Origin of the sequence: Fulvimarina uroteuthidis, from assembly GCF_034321785.1 — a bacterium.
Lineage (GTDB): Bacteria > Pseudomonadota > Alphaproteobacteria > Rhizobiales > Rhizobiaceae > Fulvimarina > Fulvimarina uroteuthidis.
Genome location: NZ_JAXLPB010000002.1, coordinates 550,764 through 570,601, shown reverse-complemented (window position 1 = coordinate 570,601; position 19,838 = coordinate 550,764). Strand labels below are relative to the sequence as shown.

20 protein-coding genes, 1 tRNA gene and 1 pseudogene are annotated in these 19,838 nt (G+C 66.1%); 8 read left to right on the top strand and 14 right to left on the bottom strand.

Features of this window, described 5'->3' with window-relative positions:
* Positions 1 to 189: 189 nt before the first annotated feature.
* Positions 190 to 1,089, top strand: coding sequence for a bifunctional helix-turn-helix domain-containing protein/methylated-DNA--[protein]-cysteine S-methyltransferase (locus U0C82_RS07500; protein WP_322186451.1), 900 nt, complete (start codon positions 190 to 192; stop codon positions 1,087 to 1,089).
* 46 nt (positions 1,090 to 1,135) lie between these two features.
* Here the strand turns inward: U0C82_RS07500 and queF are convergent, their stop codons facing one another.
* Positions 1,136 to 1,603, bottom strand: a complete 468-nt coding sequence (gene queF / locus U0C82_RS07495) for a preQ(1) synthase (RefSeq protein ID WP_322186450.1) — start codon at positions 1,601 to 1,603, stop codon at positions 1,136 to 1,138.
* Between the two features lie 15 nt (positions 1,604 to 1,618).
* A complete protein-coding gene (locus U0C82_RS07490; protein ID WP_322186449.1) occupies positions 1,619 to 2,461 on the bottom strand; it encodes a fumarylacetoacetate hydrolase family protein in 843 nt (280 codons plus the stop codon).
* Between the two features lie 223 nt (positions 2,462 to 2,684).
* Here U0C82_RS07490 and U0C82_RS07485 point away from each other — a divergent pair, with 223 nt between their 5' ends.
* Complete coding sequence (locus U0C82_RS07485; RefSeq protein WP_322186448.1) at positions 2,685 to 2,816, top strand: hypothetical protein; 132 nt, start codon at positions 2,685 to 2,687, stop codon at positions 2,814 to 2,816.
* A 42-nt stretch (positions 2,817 to 2,858) separates the two neighbouring features.
* Here the strand turns inward: U0C82_RS07485 and U0C82_RS07480 are convergent, their stop codons facing one another.
* Positions 2,859 to 3,845, bottom strand: coding sequence for a DUF808 domain-containing protein (locus tag U0C82_RS07480; protein WP_322186447.1), 987 nt, complete (start codon positions 3,843 to 3,845; stop codon positions 2,859 to 2,861).
* Between the two features lie 323 nt (positions 3,846 to 4,168).
* Between U0C82_RS07480 and dnaQ the strand changes: the two genes are divergently transcribed.
* Positions 4,169 to 4,900, top strand: a complete 732-nt coding sequence (gene dnaQ / locus U0C82_RS07475) for a DNA polymerase III subunit epsilon (RefSeq protein WP_322186446.1) — start codon at positions 4,169 to 4,171, stop codon at positions 4,898 to 4,900.
* Positions 4,901 to 4,971: 71 nt separating this feature from the next.
* Here dnaQ and U0C82_RS07470 read toward each other — a convergent pair whose 3' ends face one another.
* The 3 genes from U0C82_RS07470 to U0C82_RS07460 all read right to left on the bottom strand — a co-directional run bounded on the left by U0C82_RS07470 (position 4,972) and on the right by U0C82_RS07460 (position 7,019).
* Positions 4,972 to 5,589: a trimeric intracellular cation channel family protein gene (locus tag U0C82_RS07470; protein WP_322186445.1), complete on the bottom strand. Its 618-nt coding sequence runs from the start codon at positions 5,587 to 5,589 to the stop codon at positions 4,972 to 4,974.
* A 96-nt stretch (positions 5,590 to 5,685) separates the two neighbouring features.
* Complete coding sequence (secB, locus tag U0C82_RS07465; RefSeq protein WP_322186444.1) at positions 5,686 to 6,216, bottom strand: protein-export chaperone SecB; 531 nt, start codon at positions 6,214 to 6,216, stop codon at positions 5,686 to 5,688.
* Positions 6,217 to 6,458: 242 nt separating this feature from the next.
* A complete protein-coding gene (locus tag U0C82_RS07460) occupies positions 6,459 to 7,019 on the bottom strand; it encodes an FxsA family protein (protein ID WP_322186443.1) in 561 nt (186 codons plus the stop codon).
* Positions 7,020 to 7,234: 215 nt separating this feature from the next.
* On the opposite strand from U0C82_RS07460, the gene U0C82_RS07455 reads away from it, so the two are divergent.
* From U0C82_RS07455 to U0C82_RS07440, 4 genes are read left to right on the top strand one after another with little or no spacing between them, the layout of a single operon-like run.
* The gene (locus tag U0C82_RS07455) at positions 7,235 to 7,957 is read left to right on the top strand and encodes a Tim44/TimA family putative adaptor protein (protein ID WP_322186442.1); all 723 of its coding nucleotides are present in this window, start codon (positions 7,235 to 7,237) and stop codon (positions 7,955 to 7,957) included.
* Between the two features lie 54 nt (positions 7,958 to 8,011).
* A complete protein-coding gene (gene mltA / locus U0C82_RS07450) occupies positions 8,012 to 9,085 on the top strand; it encodes a murein transglycosylase A (RefSeq protein WP_322186441.1) in 1,074 nt (357 codons plus the stop codon).
* Positions 9,082 to 9,621 carry a Smr/MutS family protein gene (locus U0C82_RS07445; RefSeq protein WP_322186440.1) on the top strand — a complete coding sequence of 180 codons (540 nt, stop codon included), beginning with the start codon at positions 9,082 to 9,084 and terminating at the stop codon, positions 9,619 to 9,621. Before mltA ends, U0C82_RS07445 begins: the two co-directional genes overlap by 4 nt.
* Positions 9,618 to 10,037: a helix-turn-helix domain-containing protein gene (locus tag U0C82_RS07440; RefSeq protein ID WP_322186439.1), complete on the top strand. Its 420-nt coding sequence runs from the start codon at positions 9,618 to 9,620 to the stop codon at positions 10,035 to 10,037. Before U0C82_RS07445 ends, U0C82_RS07440 begins: the two co-directional genes overlap by 4 nt.
* On the opposite strand, the gene U0C82_RS07435 is transcribed toward U0C82_RS07440, so the two are convergent.
* The 7 genes from U0C82_RS07435 to U0C82_RS07405 form a co-directional block, all read right to left on the bottom strand.
* A complete protein-coding gene (locus U0C82_RS07435; RefSeq protein WP_322186438.1) occupies positions 10,007 to 11,125 on the bottom strand; it encodes a DUF1513 domain-containing protein in 1,119 nt (372 codons plus the stop codon). The two genes, U0C82_RS07440 and U0C82_RS07435, sit on opposite strands and share 31 nt — an antisense overlap.
* A gap of 7 nt (positions 11,126 to 11,132) precedes the next feature.
* Complete coding sequence (locus U0C82_RS07430) at positions 11,133 to 12,263, bottom strand: imelysin family protein (RefSeq protein ID WP_322186437.1); 1,131 nt, start codon at positions 12,261 to 12,263, stop codon at positions 11,133 to 11,135.
* Complete coding sequence (locus tag U0C82_RS07425; protein ID WP_322186436.1) at positions 12,263 to 13,792, bottom strand: di-heme oxidoreductase family protein; 1,530 nt, start codon at positions 13,790 to 13,792, stop codon at positions 12,263 to 12,265. The genes U0C82_RS07430 and U0C82_RS07425 overlap by 1 nt, the downstream gene beginning before the upstream one ends.
* A 200-nt stretch (positions 13,793 to 13,992) precedes the next feature.
* The gene (locus tag U0C82_RS07420) at positions 13,993 to 15,285 is read right to left on the bottom strand and encodes an imelysin family protein (RefSeq protein WP_322186435.1); all 1,293 of its coding nucleotides are present in this window, start codon (positions 15,283 to 15,285) and stop codon (positions 13,993 to 13,995) included.
* A 227-nt stretch (positions 15,286 to 15,512) separates the two neighbouring features.
* Positions 15,513 to 16,454 (bottom strand): nucleoside hydrolase, encoded by a 942-nt coding sequence (locus U0C82_RS07415; protein WP_322186434.1) that lies wholly within the window; start codon positions 16,452 to 16,454, stop codon positions 15,513 to 15,515.
* 195 nt (positions 16,455 to 16,649) lie between these two features.
* Positions 16,650 to 17,318: a peptide-methionine (S)-S-oxide reductase MsrA gene (msrA, locus tag U0C82_RS07410; RefSeq protein WP_322186433.1), complete on the bottom strand. Its 669-nt coding sequence runs from the start codon at positions 17,316 to 17,318 to the stop codon at positions 16,650 to 16,652.
* A gap of 108 nt (positions 17,319 to 17,426) precedes the next feature.
* Complete coding sequence (locus tag U0C82_RS07405; protein ID WP_322186432.1) at positions 17,427 to 17,711, bottom strand: hypothetical protein; 285 nt, start codon at positions 17,709 to 17,711, stop codon at positions 17,427 to 17,429.
* A gap of 492 nt (positions 17,712 to 18,203) precedes the next feature.
* On the opposite strand from U0C82_RS07405, the gene U0C82_RS07400 reads away from it, so the two are divergent.
* A tRNA-Ser gene (locus U0C82_RS07400) sits at positions 18,204 to 18,293 on the top strand.
* Positions 18,294 to 18,524: 231 nt separating this feature from the next.
* Here the strand turns inward: U0C82_RS07400 and U0C82_RS07395 are convergent.
* Positions 18,525 to 19,604 (bottom strand): annotated as a pseudogene (locus U0C82_RS07395) (IS5 family transposase).
* Positions 19,605 to 19,838: the final 234 nt, after the last annotated feature.

The following is a 19,838-nucleotide window of genomic DNA, read 5'->3' as shown; positions in this document are numbered from 1 at the left end:
TTCTTCTCTTCGGCAATGTTTACGATGGACCATCGATAAAGCATAGGGGCAATAACTCAGAAACAAGCAGGAAACGCGTCTGGGTTGTAAACAGTTCCCTACTGCGGTCGTCGCCGATCGCGAAAAAACCGGGTGGCGCCCTGGCCGTCGCGACGTCTAACTGTCATCACCGAAGAGGAGTGACGTGCCATGGTGCAGACGCTGGAGCAGACCCGATCCAGGCCGCCGCAGGAGGGCGCCTCGGGGGCGGACGATTACGATCTCGTCAGGCGGGCGATCGAGCGGCTGTCGCTCGATTATCGCGATCAGCCGAGCCTTGCAGAACTTGCCCATCGTCTCGAGGTCGACGAAGCCGAACTGGCGCGGACGTTCCAGCGCTGGTGCGGACTGACGCCGAAGGCATTCCTGCAGGCGGTGACGCTCGATCACGCCCGGCGGCTCCTGTCCGACGGAATGCCGCTTCTGGACGCCGCGTTCGAAGTCGGGCTTTCCGGTCCGTCCCGGCTGCACGATCTCTTCGTCAAGCACGAGGCCCAGTCTCCCGGCGCTTACAAAGCAAAGGGGGAGGGCCTGGATCTCGCCTATGCCTATCACCCGACGCCGTTCGGGCTCGCCATCCTCGTCGCGACCGACCGGGGCCTTGCCGGCATCGGATTTGCCGACGAAACACCACAGGGCCGGACCGATGCCTTGGCCGACATGCGCCGGCGCTGGCCGAATGCCGTCTTCCGGGAGGATTTCGGCGCAACGCGCGGTTACGCGATGCGCGTGTTCAGTCCCGAGGCATGGCGCGCGGATCGTCCGTTGCGGATCGTCTTGATCGGAACCGATTTCGAGGTGCGGGTCTGGCAGGCGCTGACGCAGATCCCGTTCGGGCGCGCGGCAACCTATTCCGGCATTGCCGAGACGATCGGCGTGCCGAAGGCGGCCCGGGCGGTCGGGGCAGCGGTCGGGCGCAACCCGATCTCCTTCGTCGTGCCCTGCCACCGGGTGGTCGGCAAGAGCGGCGCGCTCACCGGATATCATTGGGGGATCACGCGCAAGCGGGCGATGCTGGGCTGGGAATGCGGTGTCCTGGCACGCAGCTAAGCCGGCATATCAATAGTATAGGTAAGCCGGCGTATGTTTTGGGTTCCTAGCCGCGGCCGCGATAGGGCGGCACGCCCTGGTCCGGCAGGAAGACGTTTTCGGGAACCGGGCCGGTCTGCCAGAACACGTCGATCGGAATGCCGCCGCGCGGGTACCAATAGCCGCCGATGCGCAGCCACAGCGGCTGCGTCGCCGCGACGATCCGCTTGGCCACCATCACCGTGCAGCTCTCGTGGAACGCGCCGTGATTGCGGAAGCTCGTCAGAAACAGCTTCAGGGATTTCGATTCCACGAGCCGCTTGTCCGGCGCGTAGTCGATGACGAGATGGGCGAAGTCCGGTTGCCCGGTCACCGGACACAGCGAGGTGAATTCAGGCGCCGTGAACCGGACGAGGGTCGGCGGGCCGTTCTCGCCGCCGCCGTCGAAGGGCACCGTTTCAAGAACCGCATCTTCGGGGGAGGCGGGCGTCTCGGCATGGCGGCCGAGCTGGGAGAGATCGCTGGTATCGGACATCGAAGGGCTCTTCGTTCAGGCGGAAACCACGGTCTGCGTCTGCTCGCCGAGACCGGCGATCGACAGGCGCATGGTGTCGCCGACCTTCAGATATTGCGGCGGCTTCATGCCCATGCCGACCCCGGGCGGGGTGCCGGTGGTGATGACGTCGCCGGGCATCAGCGTCATGAACTGCGACAGGTACGACACGACAGTCGGCACGTCGAAGATCAGCGTGTTCGTGTTGCCGCGCTGGCGCGCTTGGCCGTTGACGTCGAGCTCCATCGCCAGATCGTGGACGTCGCCGATTTCGTCCTTGGTGACGAGCCATGGTCCGAGGGGGCCGAACGTGTCGTGGCTCTTGCCCTTGGTCCACTGGCCCGAGCGCTTGGTCTGGAAATCGCGTTCGGACACGTCGTTCATCACGGCATAGCCCGCCACGTGCGCGAGCGCATTCTCTTTCGAGACATATTTCGCCTTCGTGCCGATGATGATGGCGAGTTCGACCTCCCAGTCGAGCGCCGACGAATTGCGCGGCATCTCCACATCGTCGTTCGGCCCCGAAAGTGCGTTGAGCGCCTTCATGAAGACGATCGGCTCCTCGGGTGGTTCGGCACCGGTTTCGGCGGCGTGATCTGAATAGTTGAGGCCGATGGCGACGATCTTCTGGAGCCCGGCCACCGGGCTGCCGAGCCGCGGCGTGCCGTCGACGACGGGCAGCGAGGCGATGTCGAGGGATGCGAGATGCTTCAGTCCGGCTTCGGAGAGAACCTCGCCCGCAATATCGCGGACCTCGCCGGACAGATCGCGGATCGTCCCGTCATCGCCCACGAGGCCCGGCTTTTCTTGGCCCTTGGGGCCGTAGCGAACGAGTTTCATCGGTCATCTCCTCGAAGGTTCGGCGGTTTGCGTATGTGAGACAAGGGCATAAGCCAGACGGGCGGCCCTTGTCCATGTGGCCCGGAAGGCTCGTCGCGGTTTCAGCTATCGCCGCCGATAATTCGGACGGCAGACACCGAACAGGCATGGATCGGGCCGCACGATCCGTGGCACAGAGGATCGACGTTTCGAGACGAACCCGCCAACCATTGGAGACGAACCCATGCGCGCCACCCTTCTCGCCCTTTCGACCGCTCTTCTTCTGTCGGCCTGCGCGGCGCCGGCGCCCGGTGTGCGCAATGCCGCCTGGGAGAACAATGCCTACGTCCTCACCGAGCCCGCGACCAACTATTGAGGCTCGTCGCGGGATCCCTGGCCAGGGGAGGCATGCCGGCGCTCAGTGCGCGGGCTCCGTGCTCTTGCCGAAGATCGCCCGATAGATCGGCACGATGATCTTGCCGACGATGGGGATGAGGACGAGGCCGGCGACGAGGCCGACGACGCCGGCGCCGGCAGCGGTCACCAGCCAGTGCAGGAAGCCCTGCATGGCGCCGAGGCCGTGCGTCAGGCTCTCGGCCATGCCCTCGATGAAGTGCTCGGGGCCGTCGAGCCCGTAGCCTGCCACCGCGTGGATCAGGATGCCGCCGCCGACCCAGATCATGGCGGCGGTGCCGACGATGCTGAGCAGCTTCAGGAAGTAGGGCATGGCGACGACGATGCCGCGCCCGAGCGCCTGCACGAAGCCGCCGGCGTTCGATTTGGCCAGGGCAAGGCCGATATCGTCCATCTTCACGATGATCGCGACCGCGCCATAGACGCAGACCGTGACGCCGACCGCCACGATCGCGAGGATCGCGACCTGCATCCAGATCGAGCTGCCCTCCGGAAGGCCGGCCAGCGTGATCGCCATGATTTCCGCCGACAGGATGAAGTCGGTCGAGATCGCGCTCTTGACCCGCTGGTCCTCCAGCTTTTGGGGGTCCTCCGGCCTTGCGCCGGTCTTCTTCTCGTGGGCGTGCGCCTTGTGCGGCACCAGCCATTCGAACACCTTTTCCGCGCCTTCGTAGCAAAGATAGAACCCGCCCAGCATCAAAAGCGGCGTGATCGCCCAGGGCGCGAACGCGGACAGAAGCAGCGCGGCCGGCAGCAGGAAGAGAAGCTTGTTCTTCAACGAACCGAGCGTGATGCGCCAGATGATGGGCAGCTCGCGCTCGGGCTTGAAGCCGGTCACGTAGCGCGGCGTGACGGCGGCATCGTCGATCACGACGCCGGCCGCCTTCGTTCCCGCCTTCGCCGCCTGGACGCCGACATCGTCGAGCGACGTGGCCGCGACTTTCGCGATGGCAGAAATATCGTCGAGAAGGGCGATCAGTCCGACACTCAAGGGCTCGTCTCCGTCATGGGGTGGTCGCTTCCGGCCACAAGGCTTGGTCTGGCGCGTCTTGTACGGTTCGTCACGTGGCACGCCCGGCAAATTGCCGGGGCTTGTCCTTGAGGGTCATTATAGGCGTTCCGGTCCCTTCAGCGAGGGTGCCCGGCATGGGCGGGCACGAGACATGCCGGCGCGCAGTAAGGATATGGAAACAAACATGGAACAGAAACGACGCGATGGTGGATGACCGCGAAGCGTTGCAAGGGTGGGGCTTGAAACCCGCCCCGGCAATCGGTTCAACCATTCCTTGAGTCTGACCGAGAAGGAAGCATTTGATGCGCGAGATCGTCTTCGATACCGAAACGACGGGCCTCGACAACAAGGTCGACCGGATCATCGAGATCGGCGGCGTCGAGCTCTGGAACCATATTCCGACCGGCAAGACCTATCATCAATATATCCGCCCGGCCGGTCGCAAGGTGGATCCCGCAGCGTTCGACGTGCACGGTATTTCGGATGCCGATCTCATGGACAAGCCGCTGTTCGAGGAGATCTGCGACGCGTTCCTGGATTTCTTCTCCGGCGCCCGGCTGATCGCGCACAATGCCGGCTTCGACATCGGCTTCCTGAACGCCGAACTCGGCCGTGTCGGCCAGCCGCCGATCGAGCCGTCCCGCGTCGTCGACACGCTCGCCATGGCGCGGCGCAAGTTCCCGATGGCGCCGGCGAGCCTCGATGCGCTCTGCTCGCGCTTCTCCATCGATACCGGGCGGCGCGAAAAGCACGGTGCGCTCCTCGACTCCGAGCTTCTGGCCGACGTCTATATCGAGCTGATCGGCGGACGGCAGTCCTCGCTCGGCCTCAGCATGAAGGCCGACGACGACCTGTCCGACGATCTGGGCGGTCAGGTCTCTGTCGGACCGCGCCCGACACCGCTGTCCCCGCGCCTGACCGGGGACGAAGCCGCGCGCCATCTGGCATTCGTGAAGACGCTCGGCGACGAGGCGCTCTGGTGGCGCCATCTGCCGCGGGAAGACAGCGAAGGCGTCGCGACCGCGGCGGAATAGGCGGCCGGCGAAGATCCGCGTCAGGCGGCGGGATCGCCCGGCGGAAGCTGCGGCGCGGGCCCGGACAAGCCTCAGGTCCCCGGCGCCCTGGGCGCCTGCCAGTTGCGCCAGACGCTGAGGACCCGGACCGCGAAGGTGACGGCGATCGCGACGGTCACGGTGAGGGCGTCCGGAATGCTGAAATGCTCGCCGAGAACCACGATGCCCGCGCCGATGAGGGCGGCGAGCGCGTAAACCTCCTCGCGCAGCACGCGCGGGATCTCGGTCACCAGGAGATCGCGCACCACGCCCCCGCCGACCGCCGTCAGGACGCCGAGGATCATGGCGGGCAGCGGCGACAAACCATAAAGGAGCGCCTTCTGGCAGCCGGCCACGGCGAAGAAGCCGAGGCCGAGGGCATCGAGGACCATGACCGGCTTGGTCATCCGCTCGATGAGCCTGTGGCCGAAGAAGGCGGCAAGCCCGGCCAGGAGCGCCGCCGTGAGATAGCGGCTGTCGGCAAGCGCGGCCGGCGGATGGGCGCCGAGCAGCGCGTCGCGGGCAAGTCCTCCCGCAAGTCCGGCCGAAACGGCGAGCACCATGATGCCGAAGACGTCGAGGCTGCGCCGCACCGCGAGCATGCCGCCCGATAGGGCGAAGACGAAGGTGCCGAGAAGATCGAGCGTCAGGGCGAGCGATGGCAGCGTCATGAAAACCGTCCGGACATGAAAAAAGCCGAAGCGTCGTCCGCTCCGGCCTTTCCTATAGCGCAACGAGGTCCGCGCCGTATGACGCCGGGCCGAGGCTCAGCTCGTCTGCGAGGGCTGCTGCACCTGCGCACGGGCGCGCTCCTCGGCGACGCGCTGCTGGAACAGCTGCGCGAAGTCGATCGGGTCGATCATCAGCGGCGGGAAGCCGCCATTGCGGGTCACGTCGGCGATGATCTGGCGTGCGAACGGGAAGAGAAGCCGCGGGCACTCGATGAACAGGATCGGCACCCGGTGCTCGTCCTTGAAGTTCTGCAGGCGGAAGACGCCGCCATATTCGAGCTCGGCGTGGAACAGGGTCTGCTCGCCTTCGCCAGCCTTGGCGTCGAGCTTCAGGCGCACGTCGAAATCGGTCTGCGAGCCATCCACCTGGTTGGCCGTGACGTTGACGCCGATATTGATGCCGGGGGCCTGGGTGCGCTCGCGCAGGGCCGCCGGCGCCTGGGGGCTCTCGAAGGAGAGGTCGCGCACATATTGCGTCAGGATGTTGAGCTGCGGTGCGGCCTCGCCGCCCTGCGCGCCGTTGCCGTTACCGCTGCCGTTCGGGGCCTGGCCATTCGTTTCGGACATGATGTCTCCCAGAGATCTGATTGCCGCGGGGTCCGTATCGTGGCCTTCGCCGAAGGCCTTGCCCGTCCCGCGTAGTATCGATGTGTCGGTCTGATCGAAGCGGACGGGTCGAGGGTCCGCGAGAATTTTCTCGCAGCCGGGCTAGCACGCACGCCGCAGCGGAACAAGGCTGCCGGTCCGACCGGCACGCCATCGCGGACCGCCCGATGGCCGGCGCCCGGGTTGCGTCCCGTCCCTTGCGGTCAGTGAAGGGTCGGCTTGTCCCCGTTCCGGTCGGCGTTCCAGGGCGAGGTCGGGTCGGGCCTGCGCTGGAATTCGTCCCCCGACAGGTCGACGACGTCGGGCCGTCCCGAAGGCCGGCGCAGATCGCCCTCGTCGATCGGGCCGTGCGGCGGACGGGCGGAGGGATTGCGGCCGGCGAACGGGGAGGCGGCCTGCGAGCCGACAACCGTGACCCGGTTCTTCAGGAACGACCAGACGGCGCTGCGCACTTGGGGAACGAAGAGAAGGAAGCCCAGCGCGTCGGTGACGAAGCCGGGCGTCAGCAGGAGCACGCCGGCAATGGCGATCATCACGCCGGAGACGAGTTCCTTGCCCGGAACACGCCTGGCGTCGATCTCAGCCCGGATGCGGTTCAGGGTCGAAATGCCCTGGCGGCGCAGAAGGATCGAGCCGACGATGGCGGTCAGGATGATGCAGCCGACCGTCGGCCACAGGCCGATCATCTGGCCGACCGTGATGAACACGGCGATCTCGACGACGGGAACGACGAGAAGCAGAAACGGAATCAAGGCTAAAGGCATGGCGTCACCACTTGTTCGACAGTAAGGCTGCGCTCGACCCGTCTTCGCAAAGGGGCTGGTACGGACGGTCTCGTGCCGCCCGCGTCGAAACGCTCGTGTCCAACAGATAGGAAGCCTGTTTCGCGATTTGAATGCGGGGCTTCTTCCCCTTATATGAACGCAAGTCGACAAACACCGCCATTGCGGTCAACAACAGACCAAAGGTTTGCCAGATCATGAGTTTTGGGACGATCTTCATTATCGTATTGGCGGCGATCGTCCTCTTCCAGCTCTACAATGTTCTGGGCCGGAGAACCGGCAACGAGCGCCCGCCCTTCGATCCCTACAGCCGCGACCGCTCCAAGGACGGGCGTCCGGTGGGCGAGGACGCGGCCGGCGACAATGTCGTGACGCTGCCGAACCGCCGGGGTCCCGACCGCAGCGGCGAAGAGGTTCCGGCCGTGGCGCGCTATGGCGAGATCGACAAGATCGCGGCGCCCGACACGCCGCTCAACAAGGAACTGCGCAAGATCGCGGACGCCGACGCGAACTTCGAGCCGAGGGAATTTCTCGAGGGCGCGAAGATCGCCTACGAAATGGTGGTCGACGCATTCGCGCAGGGAGACCGCACGGTGCTGAAGAGCCTTCTGTCCCCTGAGGTCTACGAAGGCTTCGAGGCCGCGATCACCGCACGCGAGCAGAGCGGCGAGACCATGCGCTCGTCCTTCATCGGCATCGACGACGCCCGGATCGTCTCGGCCGAACTCAGGGGCCGCGAGGCTCTCGTGACGCTCCGCATCGTCTCGGAGATGATCTCGGCGACGCTGAACGCCAGTGGCGAGGTGCTGGACGGCGACATGGAAACCGTGGTCGAGGTGCGCGATATCTGGACCTTCGGCCGCGATACCAAGTCCCGCGATCCGAACTGGAAGCTGGTGGGCACCGAGTCCGAAGAATAGGCGCGCTCCGACGCTCGACCCATGGGGCCCTTTTCCAAAGCCGATGACCGAAGCTTGAGAGAGGGCGATCTCGCCTTCGCCGAAGCCTTCGCCGCGTTCCGCAAAAGCGCCGAAGCACTTCTCGCCGGCGCTTATCCGATGGGGTCCCTCGGCATCGAGCCGGCCGCCTATGTGCCCGCCGCACGCGCCGCGCTCTCCATGACCGGCGCGCGTTCCGACAAGGACGCGCGCGACTTCTTCCTGGCCCATTTCACGCTTCTCGACCTTCGCCCCGAGCCGGGGTCGGCGCGCGAGCGCGGGTTCGTCACAGGCTATTACGAGCCGGAGGTCGAGGCGTCGCCGACCCGCACCGGCGCGTTCCGGTTTCCGCTCTACGCACGACCCGACGATCTCGTGCCGATCGACGCGGTCAGCCGTCCGCCCGGCATGGACGAAGGCTTCCGGTTCGCCCGCCGCATGCCGTCCGGGCTTTTGGAGGAATATCCCGACCGGGCCGCGATCGAGGCGGGATTTCTAGAAGGGCGCGGGCTCGAACTTGCCTGGCTGAAAAGCCCGGTCGATGCCTTCTTCATCCACATCCAGGGCTCGGCGCGCCTTCGCATGAGCGATGGCGGGGTGAAACGCGTCGGTTATGCGGGAAAGACCGGCCATCCGTTCACCGCGATCGGCAAGGTGCTGGTGGAGAGCGGCGAACTTTCGTTGGACGAGGCCGGCATGGACGGCATTCGCGGCTGGCTCGATCGTCATCCGGACCGGCTGCGGGCGTTGTTCGACCGCAACCGCTCCTTCATCTTCTTTGCCGTGAAGGACGTTCCGGACGGGACGTCCGGACCGATCGGCGCCGCGAACGTGCCCCTGTTCCCGCTCGCCTCCATCGCCGTCGACCGGGAGAGGGCGACCTACGGCGTGCCCTATCTGATCGATGCGTCCAGGCTCGTGATCGAGGGCAAACCCTATCGGCGCATCGCGATCGCGCAGGACACCGGGTCGGCGATCCTCGGCAATGCGCGGGCCGATCTCTTCGTCGGCTCCGGCGAGGCGGCCGGCGAGATCGCCGGCCGGGTGCGCCATGCGGCCGGCTTCTCGGTGCTCGTTCCCCATGCGCTTGCGGCAAGGCTTGCGTCATGAGACGTCGCAAGACCCTCTCGGCCGAGGATCGCAGGCTCTGGGCGGGCGTCGCGCGTACTGCCGTGCCCCTGAAGGACAAGGTGCTGCCGAGCTATCCCGAAGAGGCCGAGGCGCCGCCTCAACGGCCCGCGCCCGCCCCCTTCGATCCACGCCCCAATCTTGCGCCCACCTCGCCCGGCCGGCACAGCGAACCGAGGGCCCTCAAGGTCCAGCCCTCGATCGAGCGCCCGACGAAGCGCAAGATCTCCAAGGGCCGAATCGCGATCGATGCCCGCATTGACCTTCACGACATGACCCAGGACAGCGCCCATGCGGCCCTGTCCAACTTCCTGCGCCAGGCCCAGATGATGGGCATGCGCCACGTGCTCGTCATCACCGGGCGCGGCAAGCCCGGCGGTGCGCGCGGCATCCTGAAGCGCATGGTGCCGTTCTGGTTCGCCAGCGCCGAGTTCCGGATGCTGGTCTCGGCCTTCGAGAACGCCGACCGCCACCATGGCGGCGAGGGCGCGCTCTATGTGCGGGTGCGCAAGCGGTGACGCCGTTCGGGGAACAGGTGCGCGCGCTTCGCAGGGAACGCGGGATGACGCAGGCCGAGATGGCCGCAGCCATCGGCGTGTCGAACGCCTATCTCTCGGCCCTCGAACATGGCCGGCGTGGCAAGCCGACCTTCGATCTGGTGCATCGGATCATCGGCTGCCTCGGCGTGATCTGGGACGATGCGGAGGAACTGCTGCGACTTGCCGACCGGTCCCATCCGAAAATCACGATCGACACCGGCGGTCTCGACCCGGACGCGACCCATCTGGCCAACCGGCTTGCCGAGACCATCGGCTATCTCGCCGCCGATGATCGCCGGGATATCCTCGCCATCGTCGAGCGCGCGGAAGGGCGGGCCAAGGGCGGCCGGCCCGTGACGAATTCTCAGGGCGAGCGGCGCAGCGACAGGACATGATTGTCGAAGCTGACCGGTGCCGTCGCATGCCGGGCGCTGTCCGCGTTCCCGATCGATCCGATGCGCCCGTCGCCATCGGTCGTCAGGAAGCCGCGGCCGGACGGGGCAAGTCCGCAGCCGTTCGGTGTGGCCGTCGTTCCGACGACGCGTCCGGTGCCCGCGTCGAGAATCAGGAACGTGCCGCCGACCGGCGAGGACAGCGCGATGCGGGCGCCGTCCCGGCTGGCCGCGACCGATCCGACATAATTGCAAAGCTGCACGAGGGATTTGCGCGGCAAATCGCATAAGGTCAGTCCGCCATCGGGTGAGGCGAAGCCGGCCAGCTGTGGCGCGTCCACGCTCGGGCCCTCGTACTGGCAGCCGAACCAGACGCGGGCCCGGTCGTCGATCGCCAGATGCCGGATCGAGAGCTGGTGCAGATGTCCCGGCAGCCGGTGCTGGCCGATCAGGTCGCCGGTGCGCCGGTCGATGAAGACGAGCGAGGGGTCCATGGTCGGAAGGTTGAGCTTCTGGCGGCCGTAATCGGGATGGGTCTCGATGCCGCCATTGGCGACGACGATCGTCTCGCCATCGGGCATGAGCAGCGCCTCGTGGGTGTCCATGCCGTGGGTCTCGAACTCGCCGATCCGCACGAACCCGCGCTCCACGTCGTAGACGCCGATGAGGCCGCGCGCCTCGGCATAGTCGTTCTCTGTCGCATAGAGCAGACGTCCGTCCGGCGAGAAGAAGCCGTGGCCGAAGAAGTGCCGGCCCTTGCGCGCGCCAAGCGTTCGCGTGATGGTTCCGGACACCGGATCGAAGACGACGGCGAAGGTCCGCGGCCGTCTGGCGAAGGCGACCGCGCGCGAGCGCAACGGATCGAAGGCGACGTCGTGGCCGCGGCCGGGCAGGGGCACGTCGCACAGGATGCGGCCGTCCTCGGCAAAGACCGCGCAGCCATACGAACCGTCGGCCCTGCGCACGGCGGAGGCGAACAGGGCGTCCGTCGCCGCGAGCGCGTCCGCCTCGCGCGGCAGGAGCCCGGCGGCAAAGGCTGCGCCTGCGCCCGAAAGAAAGGCGCGGCGTGATATCAGCGGGGTCGGGATCATCCCCGGCTCAATCGCCGTCGAGAGACGAAAAGCCCGACGCAAGCCCGAGCGCCGGCGCAAGCTGGCTCTCGAACTGGGCGCGGATGCTCCCCGCCGCGATCGCCGCATATGCGAGCTTGTCGCGCCAATCTCCATTGCCGGCCGCCGCGCCGAGCGGCGACGGCAGCGCCTCCAGCGTCGCGCCGATCTGGTCGAATTCGAGCCCGATCGCTCCGGTGAGATAGGCCTGTTGCGCGGGAAGAACGCGCGAAAACTCCGCCGTCTCGAACATCGCTCCAAGGCCGTCGAAATCGGCTTTCAGGGCAGCGAGCGCATTGTCCGACCGGTTGAAGAGGAAGAGGTAGGGCTTTGCCGGCTCATCGTCGGCGCCAAGCGCCGGCCCGATCCGCTGGTCCCGGATGATCTCGAGGCCCTCGGTGAAGATCGAAACGATCTCGCCGATCGAATCGGCCGGCGTGCGGTAGGCCGGATCGTCGGGGCCGGGGTGCGTCAGCCGCCTGTCGATGCCGGTCTCGTCCGCCCAGGCCGTATCGAGATCGGAGGCGATCGCGGCGAGGTTCTGCGAGATCGCCTCGCCATAGCTGCAACGGTCAGCCCCGCCGGTGCCGGCGAGGGCGTCCGAGCCTTCGCCGAACAGCACGAATTCGAGCGCCGGCAGGCCCTGAACCGCGACGGATTTCTGCGCGAGCGTGTCTGCGTCCAGCGTGCCGGCGTCCGCGCCCGCCAAAAGCTGTTCGACCTGCCGGCGGGTGACGCCGCGCGGATCGGGAAAGAACAGGATCCGCTCCAGCCGGTTGTCGGTGCGGATCGGGCCGAAGCGCACGAACTCGATCGCCGCGAAGGCCGAGACGAGGCCGCCGAAGCCGTCTCGTGCGGTCTCGAGCGCTCGTTCGCTCGGCTCGGCGCAGAGCGTGTCCATGCGCAGGGCCGCATCCCGCGCCGCCTCGGCGAATGCCCGGTAGCCGGGACGGATCGCATCGTCGATGACGCGTGTCACGAGTTCCAGCGCTTCGGCATTGTCGAGCGCCGGGGCTTCGGCGCCGGTCGTCCCGCCGGTCCCTTGCGCCGACGCGGGCAGTGCCGAGACGAGACATCCGGCGGCAAGGCCCGCGGCGAGAAGGCGTGTCATCATGAGCATCAGAGGGATTCCAGAAACGTGATCAAAGCCTTGCGGGTCGCCGCGTCGAAACTGGCATAGGCGTTGCGAGCATTTTCGGCCTCACCGCCATGCCACAGGATCGCCTCTTCGAGGGTGCGCGCGCGTCCATCGTGAAGATAGAACGTGTTGCCGTTGACGACATCCGTGAGCCCGATCCCCCAGAGCGGCTGGGTGCGCCATTCGCGGCCCGACGCGTCGCCCACCGGGCGCCCGTCCGCAAGGCCTTCGCCCATGTCGTGCAGGAGAAAGTCCGAATAGGGCCAGATCAGCTGGAAGCGCTGGGCCTCGTCCTCGGCCTTGCGCGAGGTCACGAACTTCGGCTGGTGGCAGGCGGCGCAGCCGGCCTCGTAGAACGCCTCTTTGCCCGCGAGCACCGTCTCGTCGCCGACATCGCGGCGGGCCGGGACGGCGAGGTTCTGCGAATAGAAGGTGACGAGACCCAGAACCGGATCGGGCGCCTCGACCTTACCAAGGCGCGCCTGGACCCCGGATGGCGCGGTGCGGCAGGCATCCTGCAGGTTCGAACATTCGCCGAACGCATCGGTCTTCAGCGGCGTCGAAATGCCGATATCGCCGGAGAAGGCCTCCGCGCTCTGCACCTTGATCGAGGGCGTCGTCGCCTTCCAGCCGAAGCGGGCGAGACGGAGCGCGCCGGTCTCCGGATCGATCGCCTCCGACACCTTGCCCGATATGCCGTTCCCGTCGCGGTCGTCGGGATCGGCGAGCGCCCTGATGTCGGCCTCCTCGATCGCCTCCACGAGACCGAGGCCGATCATCGGATTGGCGATGCGGGGCGAGAGCATGACATCGTCCGCCATCGGTCCGTAGTTGAGATCCGCCACGCTGTAGGTGGGCTTGCGCAGAGAGACGGCGGTGCCGTCGGAGAGCGCAACGTCCATCTCCTCGTAGGAGATGACCATGCGTCCCTCCGGTTCATACCCCGGAACGGCGAAGTTCTGAAGCTGCCCGCCATAGGTCGGCTCGGCGATGCGCGTCAGGGTCCGGTCGGCGAGCGCCTGGCGCTCCTCGCGCGTCTTCGGCGGAACGGAGAGGCGCAGGAACATGGAGACCGCCTCCTCGCCCTCGGCCGGCGGGCGGCCGCGCCCATCCTTGAGGTGGCAGCTCTGGCAGGCACGCGCATTGTAGAGCGGCCCGAGCCCGTCGGAGGCTATCGTGGAGGAGGGGGAGGACACCCAGAACTTGCGGAACAGGGCATTGCCGAGCTTGAAGCGATCCTCGCCCGCAAAGCTCTGATTGGCCGAGACCTGGCTGAACGCGTCCTGGTTGGGGACCTTCCCGAAGGTCGCCGCGCCGCCCTGCATCGCCTCGAAGCGTTCCGGCTGCGTAAAGTCCGATGTCGGCGCGGTCACGCGCCGGACGCGGTCGAGATCGGCCTTCGTCAGGTCGCCGCGCACCGCCTGCCGCTCGCCGAGCGCGGCGGCGAGCGGCAGGGCGAGAAGCGTCGTGAGGCTCAGCGAGGCGAAGGCGAGGGCGCGGCAGGAGACCATGAATCGGGACCCGGGGATCTGTGCATTCTCAACAGGCCGGGAGCGTTGCGTCGCGTCCGCTCCCGGCGGGCAGCGCCCGGGACGATGCGATCGCCTCGTCCTTCACGCTGCGGATCTCGTCGTTGCCCACGCAAGGCGGGCAACGAAGCCGGATGAAACGTCGTCGCGCCGCATGCCGGCGGAGGTTTCGGATGCGCCGCCTACTGGAAGACGGCCGAGGCGTTGTCGAGGCTGTCCGAGCCCTCGATCGAGACGGCGCCGAGATCGAGGGCCGCGATGGCCCGCTCGATCGTCCGCGTCTGGGCGATCAGGGCGTCGATCGCTTCCTGGACGCGCGCATTGCCTTCGGCATTGCCCTCGCCGATCTGCTGGTCGTAGGCCTCGCCGCTTTCCGCAGCGTCGTAGATCGCCCGCAGCTTGGCGATGCTCGCCTCAAGATCGGCCTTGAGCTCCTCGTTCACGTCCGGTGCGCTCGCCTCGACGAGGTCGGCCAGCGCCGCGCCCTCGACGACGCCGCCGTCCGCCCGCTCGTAGCGGCCGAGATAGGCGTTCTGGATGCCGATGCCGTCATAATAGTGGGAGGCGTGGGTGTTGTCGGAGAAGCAGTCGTGCTCCTCTTCCGGATCATGGAGGAGCAGGCCGAGCTTCATGCGCTCGCCGGCCAGTTCCCCATAGGACAGCGACCCCATGCCGGTCAGGATGGCGGCGATGCCCTTGTCCTCGTCCTCCAGAAGTGCGGTGCGGGCCGCGCCGTCCGTCTCCCAGTTGCCGACCATCTCCTCCAGATCGGTGATCAGGAGATCGGTCGCAGCATCGAGAAACGCGCTGCGCTTTTCGCAGGACCCGTTGGTGCAGGCCTCGCCTTCGGCGAAATCCGTCGCGGGACGGTCGCCAGCGCCGGCCTCCGTGCCGTTCAGGTCCTGACCCCAGAGCAGAAACTCGACCGCGTGATAGCCCGTCGCCACATTGGCCTCGACGCCGCCGGCCTCCTGCAGCTTGTCCTGAAGCAGTGCCGGGGTGATCGTGGTGACGTCGACGCTCTCGCCGCCGATCGTGATCTCGTCCGATGCGATCACGTTGGCGGTGTAGAGCGCGTTGGAATCGGAGCCCGTGCCGTAGGCGGGTGCCACATAGTCGATGAGTCCCTCGTCGAGCGGCCAGGCGTTGACGCGGCCCTCCCAGGCATCGACGATCGGATTTCCGAACCGGAAGACTTCCGTCTGCATGTAGCTCGGTCGCGAGGCGCGCCAGGCGTCCTTCGCCGCGGCAAGCGTTTCCGCGCTCGGGGTCTCGATCAGCGCGTCGGTGGCCGCATCGAGCGCCTTGGCCGAGGCGAGCGCGTCGGAATAGGATGCGAGCGCGATATCGGCATAGGTTTCCAGAACGGCCTGTTTCGACGGGGTTTCGGCCCATGCCGGCGCCGCGAAGGCGAGGAGCGAGGCGGATGCGATCAACGCCCGGCGGGCGGATGTGCGGGATGGGGAAAAGATCATGGTCGGGTCAATCTCCTGCTGGATTCAAAGCCCAGTGGCGGCCGAACGGAAGCGGTGGGATGCGGAAGGGGAAAGGGCCCCCTCGATCCCATCGGCTAAGCGAGAGGCCCGGCCATGTCAAATAAAAAGCGCCGGTCTGGAATCGTTCTACTTCAAGCTTGGAACGATTCTATTGTAAGAGGCGGTGTCTGGAACCATTCTATACTTCGCGGTCCGGTCCTCCGCGCTCAGGGCAGGCGGGCCACCCGCTCGGTCAGCAGCCGGAAGAAGGCCTCGGCATCGCCCGAGCGCACCCAGCGGGCGTTCTGCGGCCGTGCGGTCACGCCCCAATAATCGACCACCGTCATGCCGCGGCAGAGCTCCGAGCCGGTCTCGATCTCGACATTCACCGGCCGCGCCTCGAAGATCTCCGGCGCAAGGAGAAAGGCGGTCACGCACGGATCGTGCAACGGCGCGCCTTCCCAGGCGTATTTCTCCACATCGAAGCGCTCGGAGAACGACAGCATCGCGGCGACCGCGGCGCCCGCCTTGTTGCCGAGCCCCTCGAACGCCGCAATCCGCTGCTTCGTCGACCGCATCTGGTGGGTCACGTCGAGCGGCAGGACGGTGATCGCCGCGCCCGAGCGGAAGACCGCGCTCGCCGCTTCGGGATCCACATAGATGTTGAACTCGGCGGTGGGGGTGATGTTGCCGCCTTCGAAACAGCCGCCGCCCATGAGGACGATTTCCTGGATCCGCGCCGCGACGTCGGGCGCCTTGGCGAGCGCCAGCGCGACATTGGTCAGCGGCCCGAGGCAGAGAAGCTTGACCGTGCCGGGCGGATGGGCGCGCAGGGTCTCGACGAGGAAATCGACACCGTGCCGTTCCTTCGCCGCGATCTGCGGCTCGGGCAGGTCCGGGCCGTCGAGCCCGGTCTTGCCGTGGACATGCTCGGCGGTGACGAGCGTGCGCCCGAACGGCTTGGCGCAACCGGCATGGACCGGCACCTCGATGCGGTTCGCCAGTTCCAGGAGTTTCAACGCGTTCTTCGTGGTCAGGTCGAGCGGGATGTTGCCGGCGACCGTGACGATGCCGAGAATGTCGATCTCGTCCGGCGAGGCGAGCGCCGCAAGGAGCGCGACCGCATCGTCCTGGCCGGGATCGGTATCGAAAATCACCTTCTGCGCCATGCTTGTCGTCTCTCTGCCGGTTTGCCCTGTCCTGCGACCGACTGGTATCGCGCCGGCCGCGCCGAGGGAAGCGCCGGCCGGCGACAAGGCGGATCGGTCCCCGCCGCCGCCACGGCGCGGACGCGCCGAACCGCGAAGGACCGGCGGGCGCTGCGACGACCGCCGGACCGGCGCGGTCGGTGCGGTGTGCCGCGCCTATTGAGCCGGGACGCTCAGGCCGATGGGGCAGGACACGCCGGTGCCGCCGCCGCCGCAATAGCCGTTCGGATTCTTGGCGAGATATTGCTGGTGATAGTCCTCGGCATAGTAGAACTCGCCGGCGGGCAGGATTTCCGTCGAGATCGTGCCGGTGTGCCCGGCCTGTTTCAGCGCGTCCTGATAGGCGGCCTTCGTCTCCTGCGCGACCGATTGCTGGTCCGCGTCGCGCGTATAGATGCCGGAGCGGTACTGGGTGCCCATGTCGTTGCCCTGGCGCATGCCCTGCGTCGGGTCGTGGCCCTCCCAGAATGTCTTCAGGAGCTCGGCATAGGAGATCCGCGCCGGGTCGTAGACCACGAGCACCACTTCGTTGTGCCCGGTCTGGCCGGTGCAGACCTCCTGATAGGTCGGGTTCGGCGTGTAGCCGCCGAGATAGCCGACCGCGGTCGAATGGACGCCGTCGAGTTGCCAGAACTTGCGCTCAACGCCCCAGAAGCAGCCCATGCCGAAGATCGCGGTCTCCATCCCGTCGGGAAAGGGCGGCTTCAGCGCCGTGCCCGCGACGAAATGGGCCTCGGGCACGGGCATCGGGGTCGAGCGGCCCTTCAGCGCGTCGGCCTCGCTCACCATCCGGGTTTTGCGGGCGAACATGTCGAGAATATACATTGCCGTCACTTTCCTCAAAAACGTGCGTGGGTGCCCGGGCCGTTCGTCGTCCTCGCGCCGGCGACACGGGCCGGACGTTTCAGAACGCGTCGGCCGCCGGGCGTTGCGTCAGGTGCGGCCGATCCGTCGGCGCTTGCGTCCCAGAAGCGTCAGCACCATGCCGAGAACCGCGACGCTGAGCGCGAACGGCCAGCCGCCGACGACGCCGGCGGTCGCCGATCCGCCCGCAAACAGCCCTGCGCCGATCCCCGTCATTTGGGCGATCTCGGCGATGGTTGCCATGCGCACGATGTCGTCCGCGACATAACGCGCAATGTCGCCGACGGCGAACACCGTCGCGATGGCCAGGCAGAGGGTTCCAAGCAGTCGCAGGAAGTGCAGGATGAATTGCATCGGAAGTCAGGGTCCAGTCGTACGGGGCTGCCAGGGCGCCGGTTTTCGCTCCGATCCCCTAAAATGGTGCGCGCCGCCCCGTTTGGCAACGCCCGCCAGATCGCGCCGCCCCGCCGTCGGCGACGTCCGGCGGAAGCCTCTCGCCACCCCGCTCGCCCGCATGGGGCGGCCGGGGGTGGAACGGGGCGGCGACAGGGCTTAGGCTCCGTCCCGTCCGATGGCGGCGGCGCCTCGTTCGCCGCGCCGGGTCGTCGGACGGACCCGGGTGCGACGCAACGGCCGGTGCCGCAAGGCCGGCGGCAGCGGCGCAAAACCGCCGTGGGCCGTTGAGCCTTTACCGAGACAGAGCGCAGAGATTTCGCCTGCCCGTTCGAAATGGCTTGAACCCAAACGATTTCTGTCTTAGGTCCCGCGCCGTTCGCTGTCATAAAAGCGGCCCGTCACCCGATGCCTGGCAACCGAGGCATGACCGGCCGTTCCATCGCGAATTGTGGTGAGGTGGCCGAGTGGTTGAAGGCGCACGCCTGGAAAGTGTGTATGCGGGAAACCGTATCGAGGGTTCGAATCCCTCTCTCACCGCCATCTATTCCTGCTAACATTTTGAATCATCTCGTACTTCTAGCTTCGACGCAGTCTCTATCCCAACCTTTATCCCAATCATGATCGTATCTGGAGACCTCGAAGTACTGTCGTTTTCGAGATTTGAGGTCGGACATCGGCAAGGTTGAGCGGTTGACAGTTCGACCGCAGCGGATATCTGGTTTTTTATGCTTTATCGTCCGCCTTCTGGCGGATCGAACGGCGTTTTCGCCGTCATGCGGACGCACCTCGCGCTTGGTGCCAAACGAAACGACTGAGATTGTAGGCGAGGTTGACCATGCCGATTTTCGTCTCAGCGCGCACAATGCCGATAGTTCGGATGAAGGCAGCCATCGGTCCCTTCTGACGGGCGAAGACGTGCTCGACCTTTGAGCGGATCATGGAACGCCTCCCATTGGCGCGCGAAGTTCGTTCCCTCATGGGCTTGCCGTTCGGCTTCTTGCGGTGGATGTCCGACTTGAAGCCGTTTCGATCCAGCCATTCCTCGTTCTTCTTCGATCAATAGGCTGTGTCAGCCCACACCTTCGAACCGGTATTTTGCCGATCGAGAACGTTGGGCAATTGCGCTCCGTCCCAAGCGGACGCGCTCGTTGCCGTCCATCCACGGATGAAACCATGTCGACGGTCGATCGAGACATGGTTCTTGTAGCCAAACGCCGGGACGGCGATGTCGATATGCTGCGGCTTGCCCTCAGCCGCCGGCTTGGCTTTAGAGAACTTCACCGTCCACCGAGCGTCACGATCCTTCTGGCGAAGCTTGGCGGGCTTGTCCTTCCAGGCTTCCGGCACTTCGCCGACCTTGATCGCAGTCTTCTCCTCCTCGGTGTTACGCTGCCTGGGTGCCGCAACGATCGTTGCGTCCACGATCTGGCCGCCCATTGCCAGATAGCCAGCCTTCGCAAGATGCTCGTCGAAACGAACGAACAGATTCTAAATCGCGCCGGCCTCGGCAAGATGCTCTCGGATCAGCCAGATCGTCTTGGCGTCCAGAACCTTGTCGGCCAGACCGAGTCCAACGAACCGCATGAACGACAGCCGGTCCTGGATCTGGAACTCCGCCTGGTCGTGGGAGAGATTGTAGAGCGCCTGCAGAACCAGAACCTTGAACATCAGAACAGGGTCGTAGGGTGGTCTTCCGCCATTTGCGCCGTCCGAGCGCTTAAATGCTTTCGCCAATGACTTTCTGAACAGATCCCAGGGAACGATCGCGTTCAGCTTCTCAAGCGGATCGCCAGCATCGCTCAGTCGGCCGTAACGCTCGTTGATATCCCAGAAACCTGGCTGCCCCCGCATGCCATCCTCCCAACCTCGATCACACCGATGGAATCATAAATCGCGCAAGAAGGGGAAGTTTTTAGAGGCCTCCATTTACCAATTCATCGAAAAATTGAGCTAAATTTTGAGCCTTTGTCGCAGCTCGGCAACCTGGAAACGCAGGGCGCCGAAAACAGCTGCTAGAAACGAATTCTTGGCTTAACAAAACTCGGCGTAAGTCAGACGGCATCAAAGCTTTCTGATTGATCGCCA